This window comes from Paenibacillus hemerocallicola (assembly GCF_006265175.1).
Lineage (GTDB): Bacteria > Bacillota > Bacilli > Paenibacillales > NBRC-103111 > Paenibacillus_AB > Paenibacillus_AB hemerocallicola.
The window spans coordinates 39,157-59,322 of the sequence record NZ_VDCQ01000040.1 but is presented as its reverse complement, the minus strand read 5'-3'; the positions used below and the strand labels follow the sequence as shown (position 1 = coordinate 59,322).

At 51.4% G+C, this 20,166-nt stretch carries 15 protein-coding genes and 2 pseudogenes; 3 read left to right on the top strand and 14 right to left on the bottom strand.

Going from position 1 to position 20,166, the window contains the following annotated elements; all coding sequences use genetic code 11:
* Positions 1–570: 570 nt before the first annotated feature.
* Positions 571–1,161, top strand: coding sequence for an NAD(P)-binding domain-containing protein (locus FE784_RS24600; protein WP_139604909.1), 591 nt, complete (start codon positions 571–573; stop codon positions 1,159–1,161).
* A 143-nt stretch (positions 1,162–1,304) separates the two neighbouring features.
* Here the strand turns inward: FE784_RS24600 and FE784_RS24595 are convergent, their stop codons facing one another.
* From FE784_RS24595 to FE784_RS24545, 11 genes and pseudogenes are all read right to left on the bottom strand, one after another.
* Positions 1,305–2,087, bottom strand: coding sequence for a M55 family metallopeptidase (locus FE784_RS24595; protein ID WP_246132160.1), 783 nt, complete (start codon positions 2,085–2,087; stop codon positions 1,305–1,307).
* A gap of 25 nt (positions 2,088–2,112) precedes the next feature.
* Positions 2,113–3,441, bottom strand: a complete 1,329-nt coding sequence (locus FE784_RS24590) for an ABC transporter substrate-binding protein (RefSeq protein WP_139604908.1) — start codon at positions 3,439–3,441, stop codon at positions 2,113–2,115.
* Positions 3,442–3,745: 304 nt separating this feature from the next.
* Complete coding sequence (locus tag FE784_RS24585) at positions 3,746–4,843, bottom strand: LacI family DNA-binding transcriptional regulator (protein WP_139604907.1); 1,098 nt, start codon at positions 4,841–4,843, stop codon at positions 3,746–3,748.
* Positions 4,844–5,324: 481 nt separating this feature from the next.
* Positions 5,325–5,743: pseudogene (locus tag FE784_RS42050) on the bottom strand (helix-turn-helix domain-containing protein); the annotation flags it as partial.
* On the bottom strand, positions 5,744–6,130 hold the full coding sequence (locus FE784_RS24575; protein WP_139604906.1) for a YkvA family protein: 387 nt from the start codon (positions 6,128–6,130) through the stop codon (positions 5,744–5,746).
* A gap of 185 nt (positions 6,131–6,315) precedes the next feature.
* On the bottom strand, positions 6,316–8,013 hold the full coding sequence (locus tag FE784_RS24570) for an endonuclease/exonuclease/phosphatase family protein (RefSeq protein ID WP_139604905.1): 1,698 nt from the start codon (positions 8,011–8,013) through the stop codon (positions 6,316–6,318).
* Positions 8,014–8,055: 42 nt separating this feature from the next.
* Positions 8,056–9,843 (bottom strand): right-handed parallel beta-helix repeat-containing protein, encoded by a 1,788-nt coding sequence (locus FE784_RS24565; protein WP_176706492.1) that lies wholly within the window; start codon positions 9,841–9,843, stop codon positions 8,056–8,058.
* Between the two features lie 19 nt (positions 9,844–9,862).
* On the bottom strand, positions 9,863–11,143 hold the full coding sequence (locus FE784_RS24560) for an ABC transporter substrate-binding protein (protein WP_139604903.1): 1,281 nt from the start codon (positions 11,141–11,143) through the stop codon (positions 9,863–9,865).
* A 265-nt stretch (positions 11,144–11,408) separates the two neighbouring features.
* Positions 11,409–13,073: an extracellular solute-binding protein gene (locus FE784_RS24555; protein ID WP_139604902.1), complete on the bottom strand. Its 1,665-nt coding sequence runs from the start codon at positions 13,071–13,073 to the stop codon at positions 11,409–11,411.
* Entirely contained in the window at positions 13,070–14,140 is a 1,071-nt protein-coding gene (locus FE784_RS24550; protein ID WP_139604901.1) for a response regulator transcription factor, read from the bottom strand. The genes FE784_RS24555 and FE784_RS24550 overlap by 4 nt, the downstream gene beginning before the upstream one ends.
* On the bottom strand, positions 14,137–15,891 hold the full coding sequence (locus tag FE784_RS24545) for a sensor histidine kinase (RefSeq protein WP_139604900.1): 1,755 nt from the start codon (positions 15,889–15,891) through the stop codon (positions 14,137–14,139). The genes FE784_RS24550 and FE784_RS24545 overlap by 4 nt, the downstream gene beginning before the upstream one ends.
* Positions 15,892–16,434: 543 nt before the next feature.
* Here FE784_RS24545 and FE784_RS24540 point away from each other — a divergent pair.
* Entirely contained in the window at positions 16,435–16,815 is a 381-nt protein-coding gene (locus tag FE784_RS24540) for a VOC family protein (protein WP_139604899.1), read from the top strand.
* 111 nt (positions 16,816–16,926) lie between these two features.
* Here FE784_RS24540 and FE784_RS41100 read toward each other — a convergent pair whose 3' ends face one another.
* Positions 16,927–17,094 (bottom strand): hypothetical protein, encoded by a 168-nt coding sequence (locus tag FE784_RS41100; protein WP_176706491.1) that lies wholly within the window; start codon positions 17,092–17,094, stop codon positions 16,927–16,929.
* A 229-nt stretch (positions 17,095–17,323) separates the two neighbouring features.
* On the opposite strand from FE784_RS41100, the pseudogene FE784_RS24535 reads away from it, so the two are divergent.
* Positions 17,324–17,641 (top strand): annotated as a pseudogene (locus FE784_RS24535) (ATP-binding cassette domain-containing protein); the annotation flags it as partial.
* A 164-nt stretch (positions 17,642–17,805) separates the two neighbouring features.
* Here the strand turns inward: FE784_RS24535 and FE784_RS24530 are convergent.
* Together FE784_RS24530 and FE784_RS24525 are read right to left on the bottom strand one after the other, a co-directional pair.
* A complete protein-coding gene (locus FE784_RS24530; protein ID WP_176706490.1) occupies positions 17,806–19,095 on the bottom strand; it encodes an extracellular solute-binding protein in 1,290 nt (429 codons plus the stop codon).
* Between the two features lie 110 nt (positions 19,096–19,205).
* Entirely contained in the window at positions 19,206–20,093 is an 888-nt protein-coding gene (locus tag FE784_RS24525) for a helix-turn-helix domain-containing protein (protein ID WP_139604897.1), read from the bottom strand.
* Positions 20,094–20,166 lie beyond the last annotated feature (73 nt).

Below are 20,166 nucleotides of genomic sequence, written 5' to 3'. Positions count from 1 at the left end.
TGATCCCTCCAACCATAATTTATTTACCCTTTACGATCTTTATATTACCATATGGTTATATAACTGTAAAGTAATTAAAACGAGGTCACAACACACTCCTCTTAATGCCTAAATTGCGGCACTGACCGCCGGAATCTGTATTGGGGTAGTACCAGCGTAGCTGACACCACCCGCAAATGCATGGATTAAACTTGTAATTTATTATAAACTTCTAAAGACTTTCTGGGGTCGCGCCAACATTTAAACGAAAATGTACGCAAAGCCTTCGAACGTGATCGGTTTGGCGTTTTTTTACTCTAAGCCTGATAGTCCTGGCGGTGTGACCCGGACCACCGGTCATTCAACTCCCTGTTCTTCAGCGGTCATAATGAATTGAGAGACGTATTCTGCCTGAAAATGAACTTGTATTCACCTAAGAAATTGATGTGCTCCCATCCAAGGGGCGGAATATGGTTTTCAACACACCTTTCGATTGAGATAGGTATTTCACATCGAACTTTACAGTTGCTATAACATTAGTGTCATAATTTACAATTAACTCTGAACAATAGTTTGAGAGGAGATAGTTGTATGTACGAAAATATCCAAACTATGAAATCCACTGCTGATTGCTCGCCGGTTACGGTCATTGGCCTTGGTCCAATGGGCCGAATGTTGGCTGCTGCGTTTTTACGAAATGGCCATCCGACTACGGTATGGAATCGTACCAATGGTAAAGCAAACGATCTTGTCAGCCAAGGAGCGACTGTTGCAGATACGGCTGCTGATGCGGTTGCGGCAAGCCCGTTGGTAATTGTTTGTGTACTCGACTACAATGCCGAATACTCTATTCTAGAGTATTCGGCTGCTTATCTGAAAGAGCGAACTTTAGTAAATCTCACCAGCGGTTCCCCGGATGGAGCAAGGCAAATGGATGCATGGGCTGCAAAAGGCGGATTCAACTACCTCGACGGTGCGATTATAGTCCCTGCAACCGGTCAACCGGAAGCGTCTATTTTGTACAGCGGATCTGAGAATGCCTATCTTACACACCAGAAAACACTAAAGAGTCTGGGAGGCACTGCTTCATATCTCAGTATTGATCCAGGCCGTGCAGCAGCATACACGCAACAAATAGAAACCGCGATAATCGCGAGTGAAAAAAGAGGGGCTTCCCTTTAGGTCAGTTTTTGACCTTTGGGGCAGCCCCTTTCAAAAGCGATTAACCGGCGCAGCTTTTTTACAAGTCCGCAGCCCTCGTTCCTCATCATCACATAGGAAGCTTGAAAGTCCTTGTCGACTTTGTTGGTGTCGCCGCGCCCACTTTAGAACGGCAATGCGAAAATATCGTCCGACACGATCCGGTAAGTGTAATCATCCACATATTCTCGCTTCGGATTCGGCTTGCGCGTTTCCGTCCAATACTTATTGTAGTGTCGCGCTTCGAATGTATATGGTGCGGTGAAGCCGGTGAACGGAGAGATTTCGTGCATGCGGCGCACGCTGCGTTCCGCCCCTTCGCGGATGAGGCGGCACGATTCGTCCGGATCCAGATGAATCGCCGATTCGAAGCCCGTCCCTTGCTTCGTTACGACCGTCTCGATTTGCGGCACGAACAGCTTCGCCTCCAGTGCCGCCTTGTCGTCGCCGGACAAGAAGATCGTCGGCACCGACTGTACTCCGGCCAGAAACGCACGTGCGCCGAATTCGCCGATAAAGACGCCGTTCAACCGGTAGTACATCACTTCCCGCGACGAATACGTATGACAGAGCGGCGCATTGTACGTGCCCGCCATCGCATGCTGCCCGACGAACAGCATCGCCGCGTAATCGTGCAGTTGGCCCTGGTGAGGCCGAAACTCTCTTTGGTAGCGGCAGCCGACCAAATCGTCCGGGAATAAGCCGCACGAGCCGTGACCGTCCCATACGTCGATGACCGCCTCCGGGTAAACCGCCCGAATCCCTTCCACGCAGGCGTTCACCTCGCGGCCAAGCTGCGTCATCGAAGGCCCTTTGGCTTCCGGGCCGGCATCGGTTGTGCGGGTTTGCGTAAAGCGGTCGGTGCCCGCCACGCCTTCCAAATCGGTTAAAATGTAAAATTTGATCATGATAGGTTCCTCTCCGACTCCTGATTTATCTGCTCTTGAGCTGTGCGATCTTCTGTTGCGCTTCCTCGTCGACTTTGCGCATCATCGTATTCATATCCATATTGCCAAGCGCCAGCTCGGACATATATTTCCGGTAAATGGTGGCCAGATCCGGGTCATAGATCGTCCGCTTGGACAGGGGTGCGAGCTTCGCCTTGAATACCGATTGCACGTTGCGATCCTTATAGTACGTATTTTGCGCAAACTGCTTGATCCGATCTTCGTTGACGATAGCGGGATAATTGCCGTCGCGCGCCGAAATCGTCTGGTATTCGTCAGAGTACAAATACTTGATGACTTCCATCGCCGCGTCTTTGTTTTTGCTCATGTTGGTTACACCGAACAGCAGCAGATTGGCTTGCGCGCCGCCGCCAGGCAGTTCCTTGAAGCTCGGATACGTCGTGACATCCCAGTTCATATCCTTCATCTCCGTATACGAAAGCGGGATATGCACGAGACCGACTTCCATTGCGGCATCTCTCGTTTTGTAGAAGTTCGCTTCGCCTGGCAGCGCTTTCAAGCTAGCCGTCTTTTCTTTGTAGCCAAGCGCCGACATCGGCCGGATCGCGATCGTATCGAAGATTGCCCTCCATTTCGCTTCGTCGGTGACGATCGACATTTTACCCGTCTGCATATCGTAGAAGGGCAACGACAATGCGTTAAGCGAGAAATGCTGCGCCGGCGCAACGACCAGACCGACATACGAGACGCCTTGATCGACCCGGGTCAGCTTGTTGTTCATGTCGAACACATCGTCCCACGTGAGGCCGTCCTTCGGATAAGCGACGCCGAATTTATCGAAAATATCTTTGTTGTAAAAAGTTGCCAGAGTTTCGATGCCGATCGGCAGCCCGTACAGCTTGCCCTCCCATACCGGGCTCAATCCTTGCACCCAGTTCATGCCGACTTTGTTCGGATCTACGCCGTGTACCTTCATCAGTTCGGTCATGTCGTACACCATGCCGCTCTTTAACGGCCCGTTCGTAAAGTCGTTGACGGCGGCGTAGACGATATCGACCATCGTATTCGTAGCGACCAGATCGGCAAACTTGATGGCGGAATTTGGAATGAATTTGATCGTATAGTTCGGGAACTTTTTGCGAAGCGAGTTGCCGAACCGGGTGTCGAACGATTCCGGCGTGTGCCCGGCGGTCGTGACGATCGTAAGCTCGACCGGCTCGTTGCTGGCCGCCGGGGGCTTGGTCGGTTCGCCGGACCGAGCGTCGCCCTTGGTGCTGTCGCTCCCCCCGCAGCCGGCTAATCCCGCGGCAATCACTGACGATAACATGAACAGCATTACTTTTTTTCCGTGCAAATGAACCCCTCCCGGTCTCTCCAATTCACACTTTCAACCTCATGCTGAACCATTACATGAAAACGATCACTCGAGTGATGATGTCATTATAAATCCCTCCGGGAAGACATGTCAATAAGAAAAATGTCTATCGACGTACCTCAAGGATGAACGCCCGCGATTTAGCGGAAGTTTTTCTTGGTATAGAAAGTCGTCTCCGCATTTTAGCGAAGAAAAACTTTCTATAACAATAAGACAATAATCGGCTCTGCCGCCGACAAAAAAACAGCCGAGCGAGGAAAATAGTTTCCCTTGCCCGGCTTGTTTACATGGGTTTTCCGTTATCCCCCGTACTCCCCCGAACGATCATCTCGTAAGGCAGCACGATTTTGGCCTTTTCCTTGCCGAGCGTCTTCATCCGCTCGATCAAGAGCAATCCGGCGGTTTCGCCTGATTCCCTCAGAGGCATCCGCATCGTAGTCAACTGAGGCACGCCGAGCGTAGCATACGCATCGTCGAAGCCGGCTACCGAAATTTGCTGAGGCACGGATATCCCGAGCTCCTTTAAAGCGAACAGCACCCCCAAAGCATGGTCGTCGCTGACCCCGACGATGGCGCTTGTCCGCCCCAACTCTCCGCCTGTCGCCTGTAGTGCCCGATAGCTGTCCTGAACCGCGTTGGGCGGCGTTGTCGTTGACTCTATCGTCACTACCGAAGGACGCAGCCCGGCTTCGTGCATCGCTTGCAAATAACCTTGCGTCCGCAAGTTGTTGGAGTTTCTGGGCGATATTTGCTCGCTGTCGTCCAAAAGCTCCAGCACCGCTCCCGGACGAGAAAACATCATAATATGCCGATGCCCCTGCTCGATCAAATAATGGGTCAGCTCGTATCCCGCGCGCTTATGGTCGTATGCGATGCTGTCTACGCTGTCGTGGGCAAATCGCGAGCCCGTCACGTTGATCGCCATGCCGGATTCGGTCATCTCGATGACATATTGAGCGTCCAACGATTCATGCGTACCCGCCACGAAGGTCGCCCCGGACACGCGCTGCTGCTTCAGCAAACGGATCGCCTTCAACAAATCGTCCTTATTCCGTTTCACATGACAGATGATGACCGCATGCTGATGGTCTTGGGCAACCTGCTCGAAGCTTCTGACGAAAGAGGAATAAATATTGCGGTTGATCTCATCCGCGATGACGATGCCGAGCACCGCGTTTTTGCCGGTCATCAGTCCGCTGGCAAAAGGGTCTTTATAGTAGCCGAGCTCCGCCGCCGCTTGCTTCACTTTCTCCACCATGCCCTGCGACAGCCCCGGGTTGGGGGATAACGCTTTCGACACCGTCGTCCGGTCGATACTCAGATGAACGGCAATATCCTTCATCGTAATTTTCTTTTCCCGCACGATTCTCCGTTCCGGCATAGAACGTTCCCTCTCTCCTCTCTCGGCACAATGTCTCTATCGTCGCCTCCGAATTTTGCTCCTCGTTCGCTTTAAGCTGGACAAAAAAACTCTCGCCCACGGCATAGGGTCCATGCCTAGAGACGAGAGCTTCTATATCGGGCACCCGGGTTCCAGCCCAGGGCGTATATGCAAACCGTCTCTCTGAAGCCTGGTGCAGACGAAATCGCCCCGGAACCGCAGCCTATGCGCTGCTGTTCTTGGCAGCCGTCTCTCGGATACGGCCAAACCGCCGGTTTGCAAACACACCGTAGCGGATGCGTATCGGACTTGCAAATCATTCTACCCAACTTTTGCAGAAAATGCAATTCATCATTCCCATACGCTTGCGCTCGAATACCTTCGACTCGAAGCTCTCATGACGATTCAAGAAACGGACCTGTAACATAAATGTGCTTACTCAGTGACATTTATCTTTAATCTACGACTTTTTTTTATGCTCTTAAGCGCTTTTATCTTGTCTAGGTGGAAAGCCAAACATGCGAGAATATTCGCGGCTGAATTGCGAGGGGCTTTCATAGTCTACTCGAAATGCCACATCAACGGCATCTGCTGATTCGGTCAATAATAAACGACGTGCTTCCTGCAATCGCAGCTGTTTTTGAAACTGAATGGGGCTCATCGCAGTTACCTCTTTGAAGTGTCTGTGAAACGAAGAAATACTCATACCGGCTATTTCTGCCAGCCATTCTATGCGCAAAGGCTTATCATAGTGTTGCTAATGTGTTCAATAGCGTCCCTGATTCCATAGGTGCCGCTTCCTTCCATTGCGATTTGTGCCAGCCCAACTCCATGCTGACCTTGCAGAAGCCTGTATAGAATTTCCTTTGTGTAGATGGGAGCAAGGAAAGGAATGTCTTTCTAGTTGAACAAATAACGATATGACACAAAAGAAATCCATACTAACACAGCTACCCACACCGCAATAATTAAACTTCCTGCAAGCCAGTTTTTCGGTTTTCCAATCTTCATTCGTTCCTCCGCTTTTACCGTACATGCCTGAATCACGGATTTAGGCATCATTTTCAACGCAAGCGCAACGCCAAGAGGAATTAGTATCACATCATCCAGATAACCCAATATGGGGATAAAATCCGGAATCAGGTCAATTGGGCTAAAAGCATAGGCGACAACACATATGGCAAATACTTTTGCATACCAAGGAGTATGCTTATCCTTATAGGCAAAGTAGAGTACAAATACTTTTCTTTTAAGCTGTTTCGCCCATTTCTTTATTTTCTCAAGCATACATACCGCTCTCCCTTTAATCAAAGCCGTTTACTCTATCTTACCACGTATCTTATGCGTTAGCGGCTGAAGTCTTACACTCCTCAGTCGAGGCGCTGCCAAACGCAAAAACCGTCAGGGAATCCCTGACGGCCTTTTCTTGCAAACCCAACCTATCGCACGTAAGAGGAAACACGGATCGGGCTTCAGCCGTCGTCTCCTTCCGTTCGCAGCTCCCGGTAGGAGAGCGTCCACGTCCCGTCTTGGGCAATGGATAAGACGTGCATGAAAGAGCTGGATTCGCTAATCATGGCAACGCCGTTGATAAAGCTATCGTAAGGCGTGCGGACTAGGATTTCTGCAAGCGGGTGTACGTGATGATGACCGGCGCAGTGCAGGAGTCGGAGCTCTGGCTTGGCCTCTGCGACCCGGTCCACCATCGCGTAATAACGCGTGACATCGGGCTGATGGAAGTATTTCGTCGGACCCGCCATGCCATGGTGGGAAAACAAGAGCACCAGAGCCTCCGGGCAAGTCCGCATTTCCTGCTCGAGCCATGCGATCGCCTCTTCCTGCAACGCTCCTTCACTCGTTCCGACACGGTGCGCGCCATCTTCCCCGATATTGGTATCGAGCAGCAGCAGTCGTACGCGGAGCGCCCCTTTACGCAAACTAAGCGAGCGGTTGAACACACTGCCGGCGACCACCGGACGTGTCGCATAACCGAGTTGCTCGACGAGAGAGCGGTAGCCGTTGTCGAGATCGTGGTTGCCGATCACAAGATCTTTGGGAGCTACGATGCGTTCCCATTCCTCTTGAAACGAGGCTAGCGGTTGAACACGATCGGTTATATCCCCGGTACAGATGACAAAGTCAGGTTGTTCCTTGTTGATCGTATCGACAGCTTGCCGCAGTTTTTGCATGGCTGCGTAATAATGCCGATTTCCCCGGATCGCCCCTTCGGCTTGCGGTTGTCCGGCGACCGCGTCGACCAAATGCAAATCGGTCATCCAGCAGATGTGCAACGCTTCCGGTGCAAGAGAGGCGATAGGCGGTGATGTTGCGGCAACCTCCCGAAACGACAGGTCCACGTATACCGGACAATGATCGGACGCATCGAGCGCGTCTTGACAATCAATAGTCTCATATACGAAGATACTCGCTGTGCCGACCGCGTAAAAGATATGGTCGATGGCCTGAGCGTATTCGCCTGTCGGCGCAGGGCCGTTTGCAAAAATTTGCAAGGCTTCGTCCCATTCGGGATAGGGATGGTGGGCATTCGAGTCCGATGTGCGGACGGTTGCCGCGCTTCGGGCATCGGCGAAGCCATTGTCCAGCAAAATGCGTATCGGGTCGCTCGACGCCCGGCAGTTAAAATCGCCCATACACAATACGGGTATTTGTCGTATTGGCATGATGGCGGCGACGACATCAACCAGCTCCTTGCTATTGCTAATTCTCGCCTCCTTGCCCGCATCGTCATCTTTCCAGTAAAAATGCGTATTGCATACGGCAAAGCGATTTCCCGAGCTTTTGCAGGCAAACACCGCCCATGTGACGGATTTGGAATTGGAATCGTTTAAGCCGCTATAGCAATGAAATCCGCAGCGCAGGACCGTAAATTTCTCCTTCAGGTACAATAATGGCGTATAATTGTTGCTCCGCGGCTCTATATCCACGGCGACCTCGGCATACTGGGAATCCAGCAAATCAAAAATGCTGACTTGCTCCCGGCGGACTTTAGCAGACACTTCCTGCAGCCCCAGAATATCGGGCCTATAACGAAGAAACACGTCGGCCAGCTTGTCGTCCCTGTTGGCGATAGGCTGATCGCCGCAGTTGCCCCACACATTGGAGGTCATGATTCGCAAAGTCTCATGATTAGTTCGTTCGATAAGACTCATATACCCTCGCCCTCGTTATAGGAAACGCTCCCATTTTTCATGTCAGCCGGCTGTAAATACCGGTGCTCCGGTATCGCTGACCGTCATCTTGAACCGCGTGCCGTCGGGACTGTGGATATAGATGCCCTCGAAGCTCGTCGTACTCAGATTACTGACCCGCGCGGTCTTGCCCTCTACGTTATTGTCTATGATCTGCACATCGCTGCATGTGTTTGTGACACTGATGCCGTACTGATTTTGGTTGCCGGAAGCGGCCTTCTTCACTTTATTCCCGGCCACCCGACCGTTTTTGGCCATATTCGCCGCCAGGATGCCGCTTCGCGTATTGTCGGTCTCGGTCGCGGGAGACTCGATGACGTTGCTTTCCACTTTGAAGCCGTCGAGACTTTGTATAAATATGCCCGTTCTGCCGCAGCGCTGTATGAGGTTGTCGTGTACGTTCAGGTTTGCGGTTAAACCGTTGTATCGATAGTCCGTATCCGGCTCCTCGGTGTAGACGGCTTCCGTCGTCATATCGATGAACGTGTTGTCGTGAATCGTACAGTTGCTTACGTAAGAAAGGTGAACACCGCGGTATTGGTTGCGTATTATGTTGCTGCCGATCGTCACATTGTTCGCCCATCTGATCGTCATACAGTTGTTGGCGGCCGGTCCTTGCTCGAATACGTTGTCCGCGATCAATACGGATTCTACTTTGGCATACGTGGAAACGTCCTTGACGGTGCCTGCGCAATAAATATTCGTCGTGACCGTACCCGTAAACGTATTGCCTGCGATAATAAAATTTTTACCGGATTGCGGAAGGCCCGACTGAACGCCATTCGCGTCCTTGGAGCCTTCGGTGTTCGCTTGGGTATTGGACAGCATCACGCCCATTTTGCAGTTGATAAACCGATTGTTCATGACGCTCATCTCGGTAAATTTCAAACTGCGCACGCCACCGTAAGTCATCCCCTCGAACGTATTGCCGTATACCTTGATATCCGAGTTGTACAAGTTGTGAACGGAGGAATGGTTGCCGACACCGGTCGGCCAGGCTTGCGTGCCCGTCGTTCCGCTGGCTCCGAAATAGCAGTTGCTGACGATGACATTCCGGCACGGCGTCCCGTCGAACACGCCGAAGTAGGGAAATCCGACCTGAAGGTGCGGGCTGATCTGGATTGCCTCCCGCAAATTGCTCGCTGAGTCGGTCTGCGGGTCCAAATATCCTAAAAACCGACAGTTGTCCACCAAAATATCTTCGCAGCCGTTCATATCGATCGCATGGCAGTTCGGAACGTCCCGCACCTCGAGATCCCGGATCACGATATTTCGCCCTCGCGCCAGACCGAAGCAATTGCCGGGATCCGGAAACTGCACCACGTTGCAATCCCATACGCCTCCCTCGATGATGATGTTGCCGTTCCCGTCATAGCCGGAGAAATTAACGCCATTCAGACCGTTAATCAACAGGGTGGAATCGTGGCAGCGCAATACCTTCGCTCCTTGCTCCAAAGTGAGTCGGGTATTGCCGAATATACGAAGCGCCGCCGTTGTCTTGTAGGTGCCTCTCGGTATGACGACATGCGAAATGCTTCCCGTTTTCGCATCGTTTAAAGCGTTTTGTATAGCCGTCGTATCGTCGGTCGTTCCGTCCCCGACAGCTCCGTAATCCTTTACGTTATAGATAGGCACGGTTGTGGTTGTCGGGCTGGCCGACGCCGTTTCGGCATCAAGCATATTCCAGACGGAAGCTCCCGCGACCAATGCGGCGCCCGCTATCCCGGCCGTGGCGAGCACGTCTCTCCGGGTCATTTTGTCGCTTCTGGGCGATTGCTCATACGATTTCATAAGGTCCCTCCGGCCATTCTTATTTATTGGATGCCTGAGTAATCGCTTGGTTGATTTTCTCTTCCGCATTCCGAAGCGCCGTGTTGACGTCATATTTGTTATTCAAATAGTTCTTGTATTCCGCTTCCATGATCGTAGACGCTTCCCCGGAATATTTGGAAAATTGCAGCCCCGGGCTGTACGTGCTCTTGAACATCGCTTGAATGTTTTTACCCTTCAATAACGGGTTGTCCGCTCCATAAGCTTGCTGTAAGCCGGGATCCTTCAAGGCGCTGACGCGGCCGGTCGAACGGACCATGGTCTTATGCACCTCGTCGGAGGACAGCACCTCGATCACTTTAGCCGCCGCTTCCTTCTGCTTGCTCGTCTTGCTGATTCCATAAAGGTGGAACGAATACGGCCCCACGTTATTGGGCATTTCGCTAAAGCTCGGGTATTGCACCATATCCCAATTCAGCTTTCCATCGGCTTCCTTGAATAGCGGCGACGTCAAAATATTGTAAGTCGCCACCATGGCCAGCGTTTTGTCCTTGAAAAACGGATTCCAGAACGTTGTTTTCTGCGCATTGGCCGACACGTCGTTCAGCATTTTCCCAAGCTCCAGCACTCTCCTGTAAGGCTCGCCGGTTACGTTAGCCTTATTGGTCGTCGGGTCGACCGGGTTCAGCGCCAACGGCTTGGCCAGCCTCACGAATGCCTCGGGATGCAGCCCCATATATTGCACCCCGTTTTCCTGACGGGTAAGGGCTTTAGCCAGCTCGATCGCCTGATCCCACGTGATGCCGTCCTTGGGATAGGCAATGCCGAATTTATCGAATATGTCTTTGTTGTAGAACATGGCGGCAGTCAGCACAGCGAACGGAACTCCGTATAAAGCGCCATGGGATACGCTTCGGGTCGCCTCGATCGCTCTCGGATCGAACCGGTCAAAGTTCATTTTGCCTTTGTCCAGCAGGGGCGTCATGTCCTCGAAAAAGCCGAGCTCTTCGAACTTGGCAATTTCGGAGTTCCCTATGGTGAACAGGTCAAACTGCTGCTTCGTGGCGATTACGTCCTGCAAGGACATTTTGGTCCTGTCGATTTTCTCTATGGTAATATACGGATATTTCTTTTTCAGCGGCCCGTTGTACAAAATCTCGAGGTCTTCGTCGCTCACCACCTGGACGTCATACAATTTTAAAGTTACCGGCTCCGGCGTCTTTTCCGGATTGGCTGCGTCGCCGGATTTTCCCGGTTGTCCCTGGCTGCAGCCTGTTGCCAGCAGCGCTGCGATCGAAAGTAAAGCGGTTGCTCGTACCATTCGCACTTTCTCCACCTCTTGGTTTTTTTATTTGCCTTTCTGAATCCCCTTTCATGCTTATTATATAAGCGGCGGCGTCCGGACCGTCAGACAGGGCTGACCTTGCCAATGTTGAAAATCGTAATTGTTATGAGTCCGTTTTCTACATTGCCGACAGCAATTATCACACTCGCCCACTGTTGCAGCTCTTTGGCGGCTAGAGCATTCCGAATCGACAAAAAAAGCCTGACGGCTATTTCCGTCAGACTGCGGTTACCCTCGCCAGTCACTTCTGCTTGGCGATTTCCTTCTTCACTTCTCTCGTAATCGTATCCCCGCCCTGCTTCCTCCATTCCGATACGAACGTCTCGAAATAGTCGAGCGGCTTATCGCCTACGATGATGCGCATGAAGGACTCATTCTCGAGGTTGAGCAAATTCCCCCATTTTTCCTCCATGGTGTCGGTCATCCCGTAAAACTCGTTGTACACCGGAACATTTAGCGGACTCAGCACCGCGTTGCCGCCGCGATATTGATACAGCGTATAAGCCCAGTCCTGCGGGGACGCCGCCAGCTCGCTGAAGCCTTTCAGGTAGTCTTCCACGATTTTGCGGTCGGACTTTGGCAATTGCTCGAGGGGCAGCTTGCCGTCAGCCGCATCCTTAAGACGTTGAAAGCGGTTCACAAGCGTATTATCCTTTCGGAATGTAGCCTGAATCGGCCGGACGCTCCAGTTCGTTCCCGGGCTGTCCATGTACACCGGGGCCGTCCCGGGCACACTATTGTCCATATCCGCCATCACGTTGATTGCTAGAATAATCGCTTCCGCGTGCTTCGCTCCCTTCTTCACGACCATGATGCGTCCGAGCGGATCGGGCTGTCTGGTGTAGAAGCTGCCGTCCGGCGCGACCAAATAATGCGCGTCCCATTCCGCTTTCGGATTGTTTTTCACGCTATCGGCAAGCAGCTTCATCGGCGCGGAGGTGTATCCGGTTCCGATGCCGGCCTTCCCCGCGCTTATATCCTTGGCGTACTGGTCAGGCTTGACCGAGCCGAAATCCTCATCGATCAGTCCGGCCCGGTACAGCTCGCTAAGCTTGCCGAGCGCTTGTTTCGTATTGGCCGTTGTGGAGCCGTACGCGATCCGGCCCTCCTCGTCCTTTATCCAACTTTTTGGGAACGCTTTAAAAGCGCCGAAGTACGGGTCCAGCGTGTTAAGCCCGATCGTGCCGGTCAAAAAAGACGATGTGCTTTGAATACCGTGCGTGTCATCCTTCCCATTGCCGTCCGGATCTTGCTCGATGAACGCCCTCGCCACCCGTTCCACATCGTCTATCGTAATCGCTTCGGGCAGCTGGATCCCGACCTTTCTCAGCCAGTCTTGACGAATCCATACCACCCCATCCGAATCATGCGCCGGGAGCGTAGACGGAATACCGAGCATCCTGCCGTTAAACGTCACCCGTCTCATCAGCTTGGGACCGGAGCCTTGAATCACGTCTTTGAGCAGCGGCGAAGCGTACTGCTCGTACAGGCTCGTCATGTCCTCCAGCATATCGGCCTTCGCGAGTATGTTGAACTGGGCTTCCGTCACCAGCAGAAAGTCCGGGATATCTTTGCCGGAAATCAACATGCTCACCCTCTGGGCGTAATCCGAGAGGGGATATTCGAAGGCATGCACGAACTTGATATTCAGCATATCTTCAAGTCTTTGGGTATAGCGGTTGTTGGAGAACGAATCGTTGGACCCTTCCGGCCATTTGCTTTCCAGATTCGTGTAGTAGCCTATGCGCAGCGTTACCGGCTCCTTGTACTTGCCATTCGAGTCTATCTGATTCAGCTCTACTGATGGCAAAGTGACAGAGACGGCCTTTTCGCTTTCCAAGCAAGCCGTAGCGGAGAGCAGCGCTGTCCCTAACACGAGCCCTAGCATCCCTCTCTTGACTATCATGGATTCCGCCCCCTCTCCCCTGCGGAAATCCGAAATTCCGACGGAAGAAACCCGGTCTCCTCCTTGAATTGCCTGCTGAAATACCGATAATCCTGAAAGCCGCAATCGACGGCGATATCCGCAATGTGGCGACCGGACTGGATCAGCAGCAGCTTCGCGCGGCCGATACGCAGTTCCTTCAAGTATTCGGGAAAAGGCTTCCCTGCGATGTCCCGAAAGCATTTGCTGAAATAGCCTCGGCTCATGCGAGCTTTGGCGGCCATGGCGCTTTGCGTCACCTTGGAATCCACATTGGTTTTCATATATTCAACCGAATCCAATATCGACAGAAGCACATATTCCGGATAAGAGGAAGAACGCAGCTTCTCGCCGACCGCTCTCCGGAAGCGGGCAATATAGGTCCGCCATTCCTCCCAATTGTCCACATTTTCCGACCGGTTAAGCCACTCGTGCAAATCGCCCATCCCGATCAAGCGATTTACTTCCACGATTAAGGAATGCATCACTTTACGAAGCTTCGGGATCGGCGGTTGCATCGTCTCCAGGCGCAGGCGCAGCTGTTCGAAGTCGTCGTCGCGGATGACCCAATACAGCTTCAGCCATTCGTCCATGTGCGATTGCAGCAAGGTCTCATCGGAATCCAGCCAGACTGTCGCGGTCCCGGGCCCTTCGCTCCGCCCGGTAGCCGAGCCTTTTATCCGATCGGTAATTCTCTGAAGCGCCTCTTCCAGATTGCCCGTTTCAAGCTCTGTTTTGACGATATAATCGAGCGCGCCCAGCCGGAGCGTATCCTGGATATAATGAAAGTCCTGATGACAGGTTAGGATGACCACATGGATTCCCGGATACTGCTGGCGAATACACCGCAGCAGCTCGAGCCCGTTCATCGCCGGCATAATCAAATCGGTGAAGATCAGATCCACGGGCTTTTCGGCAAGCAGCTCAAGCGCTTTCCTGCCATTGCTCGCCTCCGCGGCAATCCGGATTCCAAACGATTCCCAGGGTAAAGTAGTGATCAGTCCTTTGCGTACGAAATATTCGTCTTCGACGATCATCGCCTGTATCATACGGCCTCTCCTTTTCCCGTTCGAAACGGAATGCGAAAATACATCGTTGTTCCTTCGTTCGAGGAACTATAGGCTTGCAGACGCGCGCTCTCGCCGAAATGCACCCGCAGCATCGTATCCACGTAATTAAGACCGATGCCCATGCCTACTTTGTCCCGCGCAGAACTATCGTGCTGCAGCAGCTTGCGTATCTCCTCCTCGCTCATTCCTTTGCCGTTATCCTTGACCATGACAAGAATGGTACCGTCTTTTTCCAGAGAGACTGACAATTGAATCAGGCCGCCGACGTCCGCCAATCCGTGATACAACGCATTTTCGATTAAAGGCTGGAGCAAAAATCTTGGCACCTTGGCGTCCATCACCGTCGAAAGGGTTTGGATTTGAACGGTGAACTCGTAGTTGTACCGGATTTGCTGCAACGTAACATAATCGTTCAACGCATTCATTTCGAGCCTCAGCTCGACGAGATCCCCGTCTCTTCCCAGATTATACCGCAGCAGCCTGATAAAAACGGTAGCCAGTCTGACGATCTCGTCTTGCCCTTTGGCTTTGGCCAACCACTGAATCGTATTGAGCGTATTGTACAAAAAATGCGGATTCATTTGATGGACCAGCTTTTCCACCTCCAAATACCGCTTCTCTTCTTCGTTCAGCTTTAATTCCTTCATTAATTGGCCAATGTGCGTTCTCATATCCTGAAACCGCTCCATCACTTCGTCGAATTCCACAACATTCGTCTTCTGAGCGAATGGAGACGTTTGGGAAACAGAGTCAAAATCCCCTCTCATTTGATGAATCTCGCCGTGCAGCCTCTTAAAGGGCGTGACAAGGATTCGCCAAATCCACCATCCGATGACGGCACTAATCAGCAGACAGATTGCCGAAATGGACAGCCAATAGGCGGTCCATCGATTTACCTCGTTATGATACAGCTTCTTATCGATAATCGAATAGACGTACCAGCCCATCTTCGCGCTCTGGGCACGGAAATAGTAATGGTTGTCGATGACCTGGTACCGTTGTTCTTCCAAGCTGCCCGGCATGACCGCGCCCAAGGGAAAGAGACTTTCGTCCTGGCTGAATACGATGCTTCCTTTCTCGTCGGTCAGTACCTGAATGGCGTCCATCCCGTATTGACTATGATTCAGCATCTGGTCGTACATCTCCGGATCGCTCTCGACATAAATATCGTACTTCGATTCAGTCAGCAAATCTGTCGGCCGCGATATCGAGAAAACAGGCTCCTGACCGCCACTGCGTGTACGGTGCGGCGCTTGGTACGTCACCCCCTTGTCGATGGTCAGCACCGGCATGGCTTCCCCGTCCCCGCTCGCCTTCACCGGATAATTCTGAAATAGGAAATCTTTCGTTTCCCGGTTGGCAATATAAAACAAACCGATATCGGGATTCGTGTAGGCGACCAAATTCAAGTGGGCGAACACGTTTTGGCTCAATATGTATTTATCGATAGCCGTATCGGCCTTGAACAACAAATTCAAGTCGCGGTTCGTCATCTGCTGGGAAACATAATTCAGGTTGCGGTACAGCATCTCCATATTCGATCTAACCTGCTGAAGACTGCTGTTTATTCCGCTGGCCGTCTTGCTGTCCAGAATCGTATAAATACTGTAGTACGACGAGATTCCTACAAGCAAGATCGGCACTATGGTGCTCACGAGCAAACCGACGAACAAGCTTCTTTTTAAGGAATGCGGTTTGGCATAACCGAATCTGCCCGACGGAATGTTCATGGTCTTCTCCTTTAGAAGTCCGGTGAAAACTTAAGCTGCGGGTTTGGAAGGAGCTTCCGATCGCCGTTGTTTCCAGATTTTTTGATCAAATAACACCGTAATCGGTGAAAATCCGGAAACAAATGCGAACGCTTTCGCTTCTCCAGTCTCCTTCCAAACCTTCCGCTCAGTTCATCACCGGCCTTATAGATCGATTTCTTAGTATGGAAATTTTCGATACGCCGTGGGCTAATTCCTGCCGCACTCTCCGTTCCTCTTTACATATCCATTTCAGGGCGCCGGGTGCGTACAGTTACCAAGCAGTAGCGTTATCCATTCCAACCGTCCTTCTCCCGGAGACAAATAAAACATTCCTTGACAGGAATATTCCTATAATAGTATATTCAATGCAAGGGAATGAAGCACCTGCACCAATCAAAAATTCAGGAGGAATGTCGGATGGCGAACAAAATGACGTTTAAGGCAGAAGGTCCGGTGGCGATGGAAAGGATTAGGAGCATCGGGTTTGGTATTTACTTAACATATAAGGGAGTGGAAAAGTAAATGATTAGTAAAGTCGGTCAAATTATGTTGTATGTAAATAACCAAGATGAGGCAGTGAATTTTTGGACAGAAAAATTAGGATTTAGTGTAATTTCTGAAGAAAATAACGTTCAAGGATTGAGATGGATTGAAATTGCTCCAACAAAAGGCGCAGATACAAGCATCATTCTCCACAACAAGGAATTCGTTGCTAAAATGTCACCCGGATTAAATCTCGGTACACCTTCTTTAATGTTTTTTTCGGAAAATTTCGATCAATTGCATGGCGATCTATCCAATAAAAATATCAAAGTCGGAGAAATTGTAAATATTCCTTCCGGCCGAGTATTTAACTTTGCAGACAATGAAGAAAATTACTTTGCTGTAATGGAAAGAAAATAAATTGCTGTTATTATAGGAAACACGATCAACCAAGAGGTTGGGTACCTTCTAGATACCTAACCTTTTTTGTTTCTTATAACAGTCCCCGCGGTAGAGTCATAAACCGTTTGTTTATTTGCTCCATAGTGGACTTATCAAATAAATAATCGTAACCGCCGTCAGCACGCCGGTTGGAATGTTGACGGTGACCTTTTTCAAATTGTGCAGCGAAGCGCCGGCAATGTTCCATTGTCCGGTCGGTCGGCGGCAGTCCGTCTTGAGCGGAAGCTCGCGATTCATGACTATTCGTCATCAATGATGCCATCCTGTATCTTATTTCTTGGTCAATTTCAGAGTACAGTCGAATGGAATGCAGCTCAGAAATCGGTATCCATTTCACACCAGTTTGTTTCGGGTCAGAGCCCTTAATGCCTTTTCGGGGCTATGTTGAAGAAGCGGTTGATAGCTGATGCAGGCATTTATTCCCATTTTTTAGTGTAATTTTATGGTTGACGGAAGAGGCTTGTCACTGATGGCGACCTTCACGCAGCCGGAAATTTTGCTGCTCGACGAGCATACCGCCGCGCTTGACCCGTCCCGCGCCGAATTGATTACGCGGCTGACCGAGGAAATCGTGCGCAAGCAGCGATTAACGACGTTAATGGTGACCCACAACATGGAACAGGCGATCCGCCTCGGGAACCGTTTGATTATGATGGACAAGGGGCGGATCATCCTGGATATCCCCGAGGAACGGAAACAGGATTTGACCGTGGAGCAGTTGCTCGGCGAGTTCGAGCAGATCAGCGGGCACAAGCTGTCGGATGACCGGATTGTCTTGAACTAAAGGATTGGCGGCACTAAATGGGGCTGTACTTAGCCATTTCTATGGCTATCGGGACGGCCCCTTAGTTTTGTCATTGTATGTTGGCCATTCAGTCGTAGAAAAAAAGAAAAACCATTCCGAAAAACTCCGGAATGGCAGAAGAGATGAAACGCTCCAGAATCGCATCAAGGGGTCAAAACCAATTCGCGGTTTGCGGCTTCCTCGGCTTCGCGCAGCGCACTGTTCACATCAGCCTGTCCCTCGATCACCTTGTTAAGCGCCGTTTGCAAATACGGTCTGACTTTCGTATCGTGCATCGTTCCGGCGAACGGAGGAGCGAAGCTGCTTTTGAAAATGCCTTGAATATTTTTGCCTTGAGCGCTCTTGAGATTTTGCCCGTACAGCGCTTTGATGGCCGGATCTTTTAACGATGTGAATCGTCCCCGCTGGGTCATCGTCTTTTGGTTTTCCGCGCCGACCAGCACTTCGATGACCCGGAATGCGTCCTGCTTGTTCGCCCCCAGCGACGAAACCATCAAATAATGGCCGGTCGATCCTGCGCTTACGTTCGGACGCTCGGGAAAAGACGGCAATTGCGCCACATCCCATTTGAAATCAGCCGGCGTTCCGTACACAGCCTCCAGATTATGAAATCTGGCATCATAGCTGAACATCATGGCGACGCTCTGCTCCTTCATAAAGTGATCCAGATTCGTTCCGCGATTGCCGGGGATCAGTTGGAACTGCGCGATCAGGTTCACCATCCGCTTCCATCCGTCGGTATGGATGCTGACCTTCTTTGTTTCGGGAGAGAAGTAGGGCAAGCTGAGCTGGCTGTTTAGATCGAACAAGCCGGTCATCATCGCCCCGCGGTATTGAACGCCTCCCGTGGTTCTAGAAAACCGCTTGGCTGTCTCCAGCGCAGCATCCCAGGTCATGCCGTCCGGCGGATAGGGCACGCCAAAATTGTCGAACAGATCCTTGTTGTAAAAAGTAGCCAGGAAATTCAGCGAGAACGGGATGGCGGACAGCTCTCCCGGCTTGCTGTATTTGCGCACCGTTTCCAGCGGGACCGAATCAAACAGATTCAAATCCATGCCGTTTTCTTTGACCAACGGGGTCAAGTCGGATGATGTGGCCATTTCACGGTGAATGGCGATCCGGGAAAACGAAGTCAGGATCAGTTCGGGGAAATCCCCTCCCGCAATCAGCTGCTGCAAGCCTTCGTCGCTTTTCGTATTGACCTGCAACTCCACTGTCAGATGAGGATACTTGGCTTTGACCGGAGCCTGCACCAAGGTCTGAAATTCCTCTTCGGTCATCGTAGCTCCGTCCTGGAGCAAGCGGATCACGGCCGGTTTCCGTTCCTCCGGCGGCATAACCGTCTTTTCCGTCTCCCCTGCGGTTTTTCCGCAAGCACTCGCCAACACGGACACACTCAGCAAAATCCCCGTCGCTTTCCAGCCGATTCTCATAAGGACTGCCCCCTTCAACATTTCAATATGATCTGCGGGTATGTCCTAAGTATAGGCGTCCGGCTTCCCGACCACCATCGGCGAAACGGCCATCGCGCTGTTCATTTCAGTCAATTTCGGAATTTGATTCGGTAATTTCCGGGGGAAAAACCGGTTTTCCGCGTAAACAGCTTGCTGAAAAAGGAAGCGTCTTCATAGCCGACCGCTTCCGATATGGCTGCAATGGTCACATCGGTATCGGCCAGCAAACGCTTGGCTTTCTCGATTCGCGTTTTATGAATATATTCAATCGGACTGCAACCGACATAACGGTTGAAATAACGGTTCAACTGGCGTTGGCTAATATGAAACAAGCTGCCCAGAAACGTCAAGCTGAGCTTCACGTTAGCATGGCGCTCAATATAGCCGCACACCCGCTGCACCAAGACTTCTCCGGTTGACAGGTTGTCTCCGAAGATGTGCCTCTCTTGATAAAACCGGGACAGCAGCACAAACAATTGAACCATCTTGATCTGAATCAGGAGGCGATACCCTTCCCGCTGCTGGTGCAATTCCTGCATCAGATCCTTAAGCACCGCCGTCACGGCGGCGGCGTCCGACCCGCGAAGATTCAGCTTGTGATGGAACCGGGCCTTCTCATCCAGAAACGGCTGGACATAATAAAAATCCATCGACCACATCGCCCGCAGTTCCATCAGCAGCGTCATCGGAATCAGGCTCATCTCGAACAAGCAATTAATGACGACAAGCTCCTCGTCTGCTTTTAACGAATAGCCGTGCGCCTCGCCAGGATTAATAATAAAAATGTCTCCCTCGTGGATTCCGTAGCGAATGTCCTGGAACAAATGCTCGCCGCTTCCTTCCACGACAAAAACCATTTCGACAAACTCGTGCACGTGAAGGTCCGGAAGATCTGCCGTGTTGTGCCGATTGATCTGGATCCAAAAAGGAAAGTCATCCGGGTGGTCATAAAGTTTCAGCGATTTCCTGCGCAGCATGATCCACTCCCTTGTTTCGGTCTTTTCCTCCTGATCACCACGGGACGAGCGCCTTTTGAATCCCGGTTTGCAG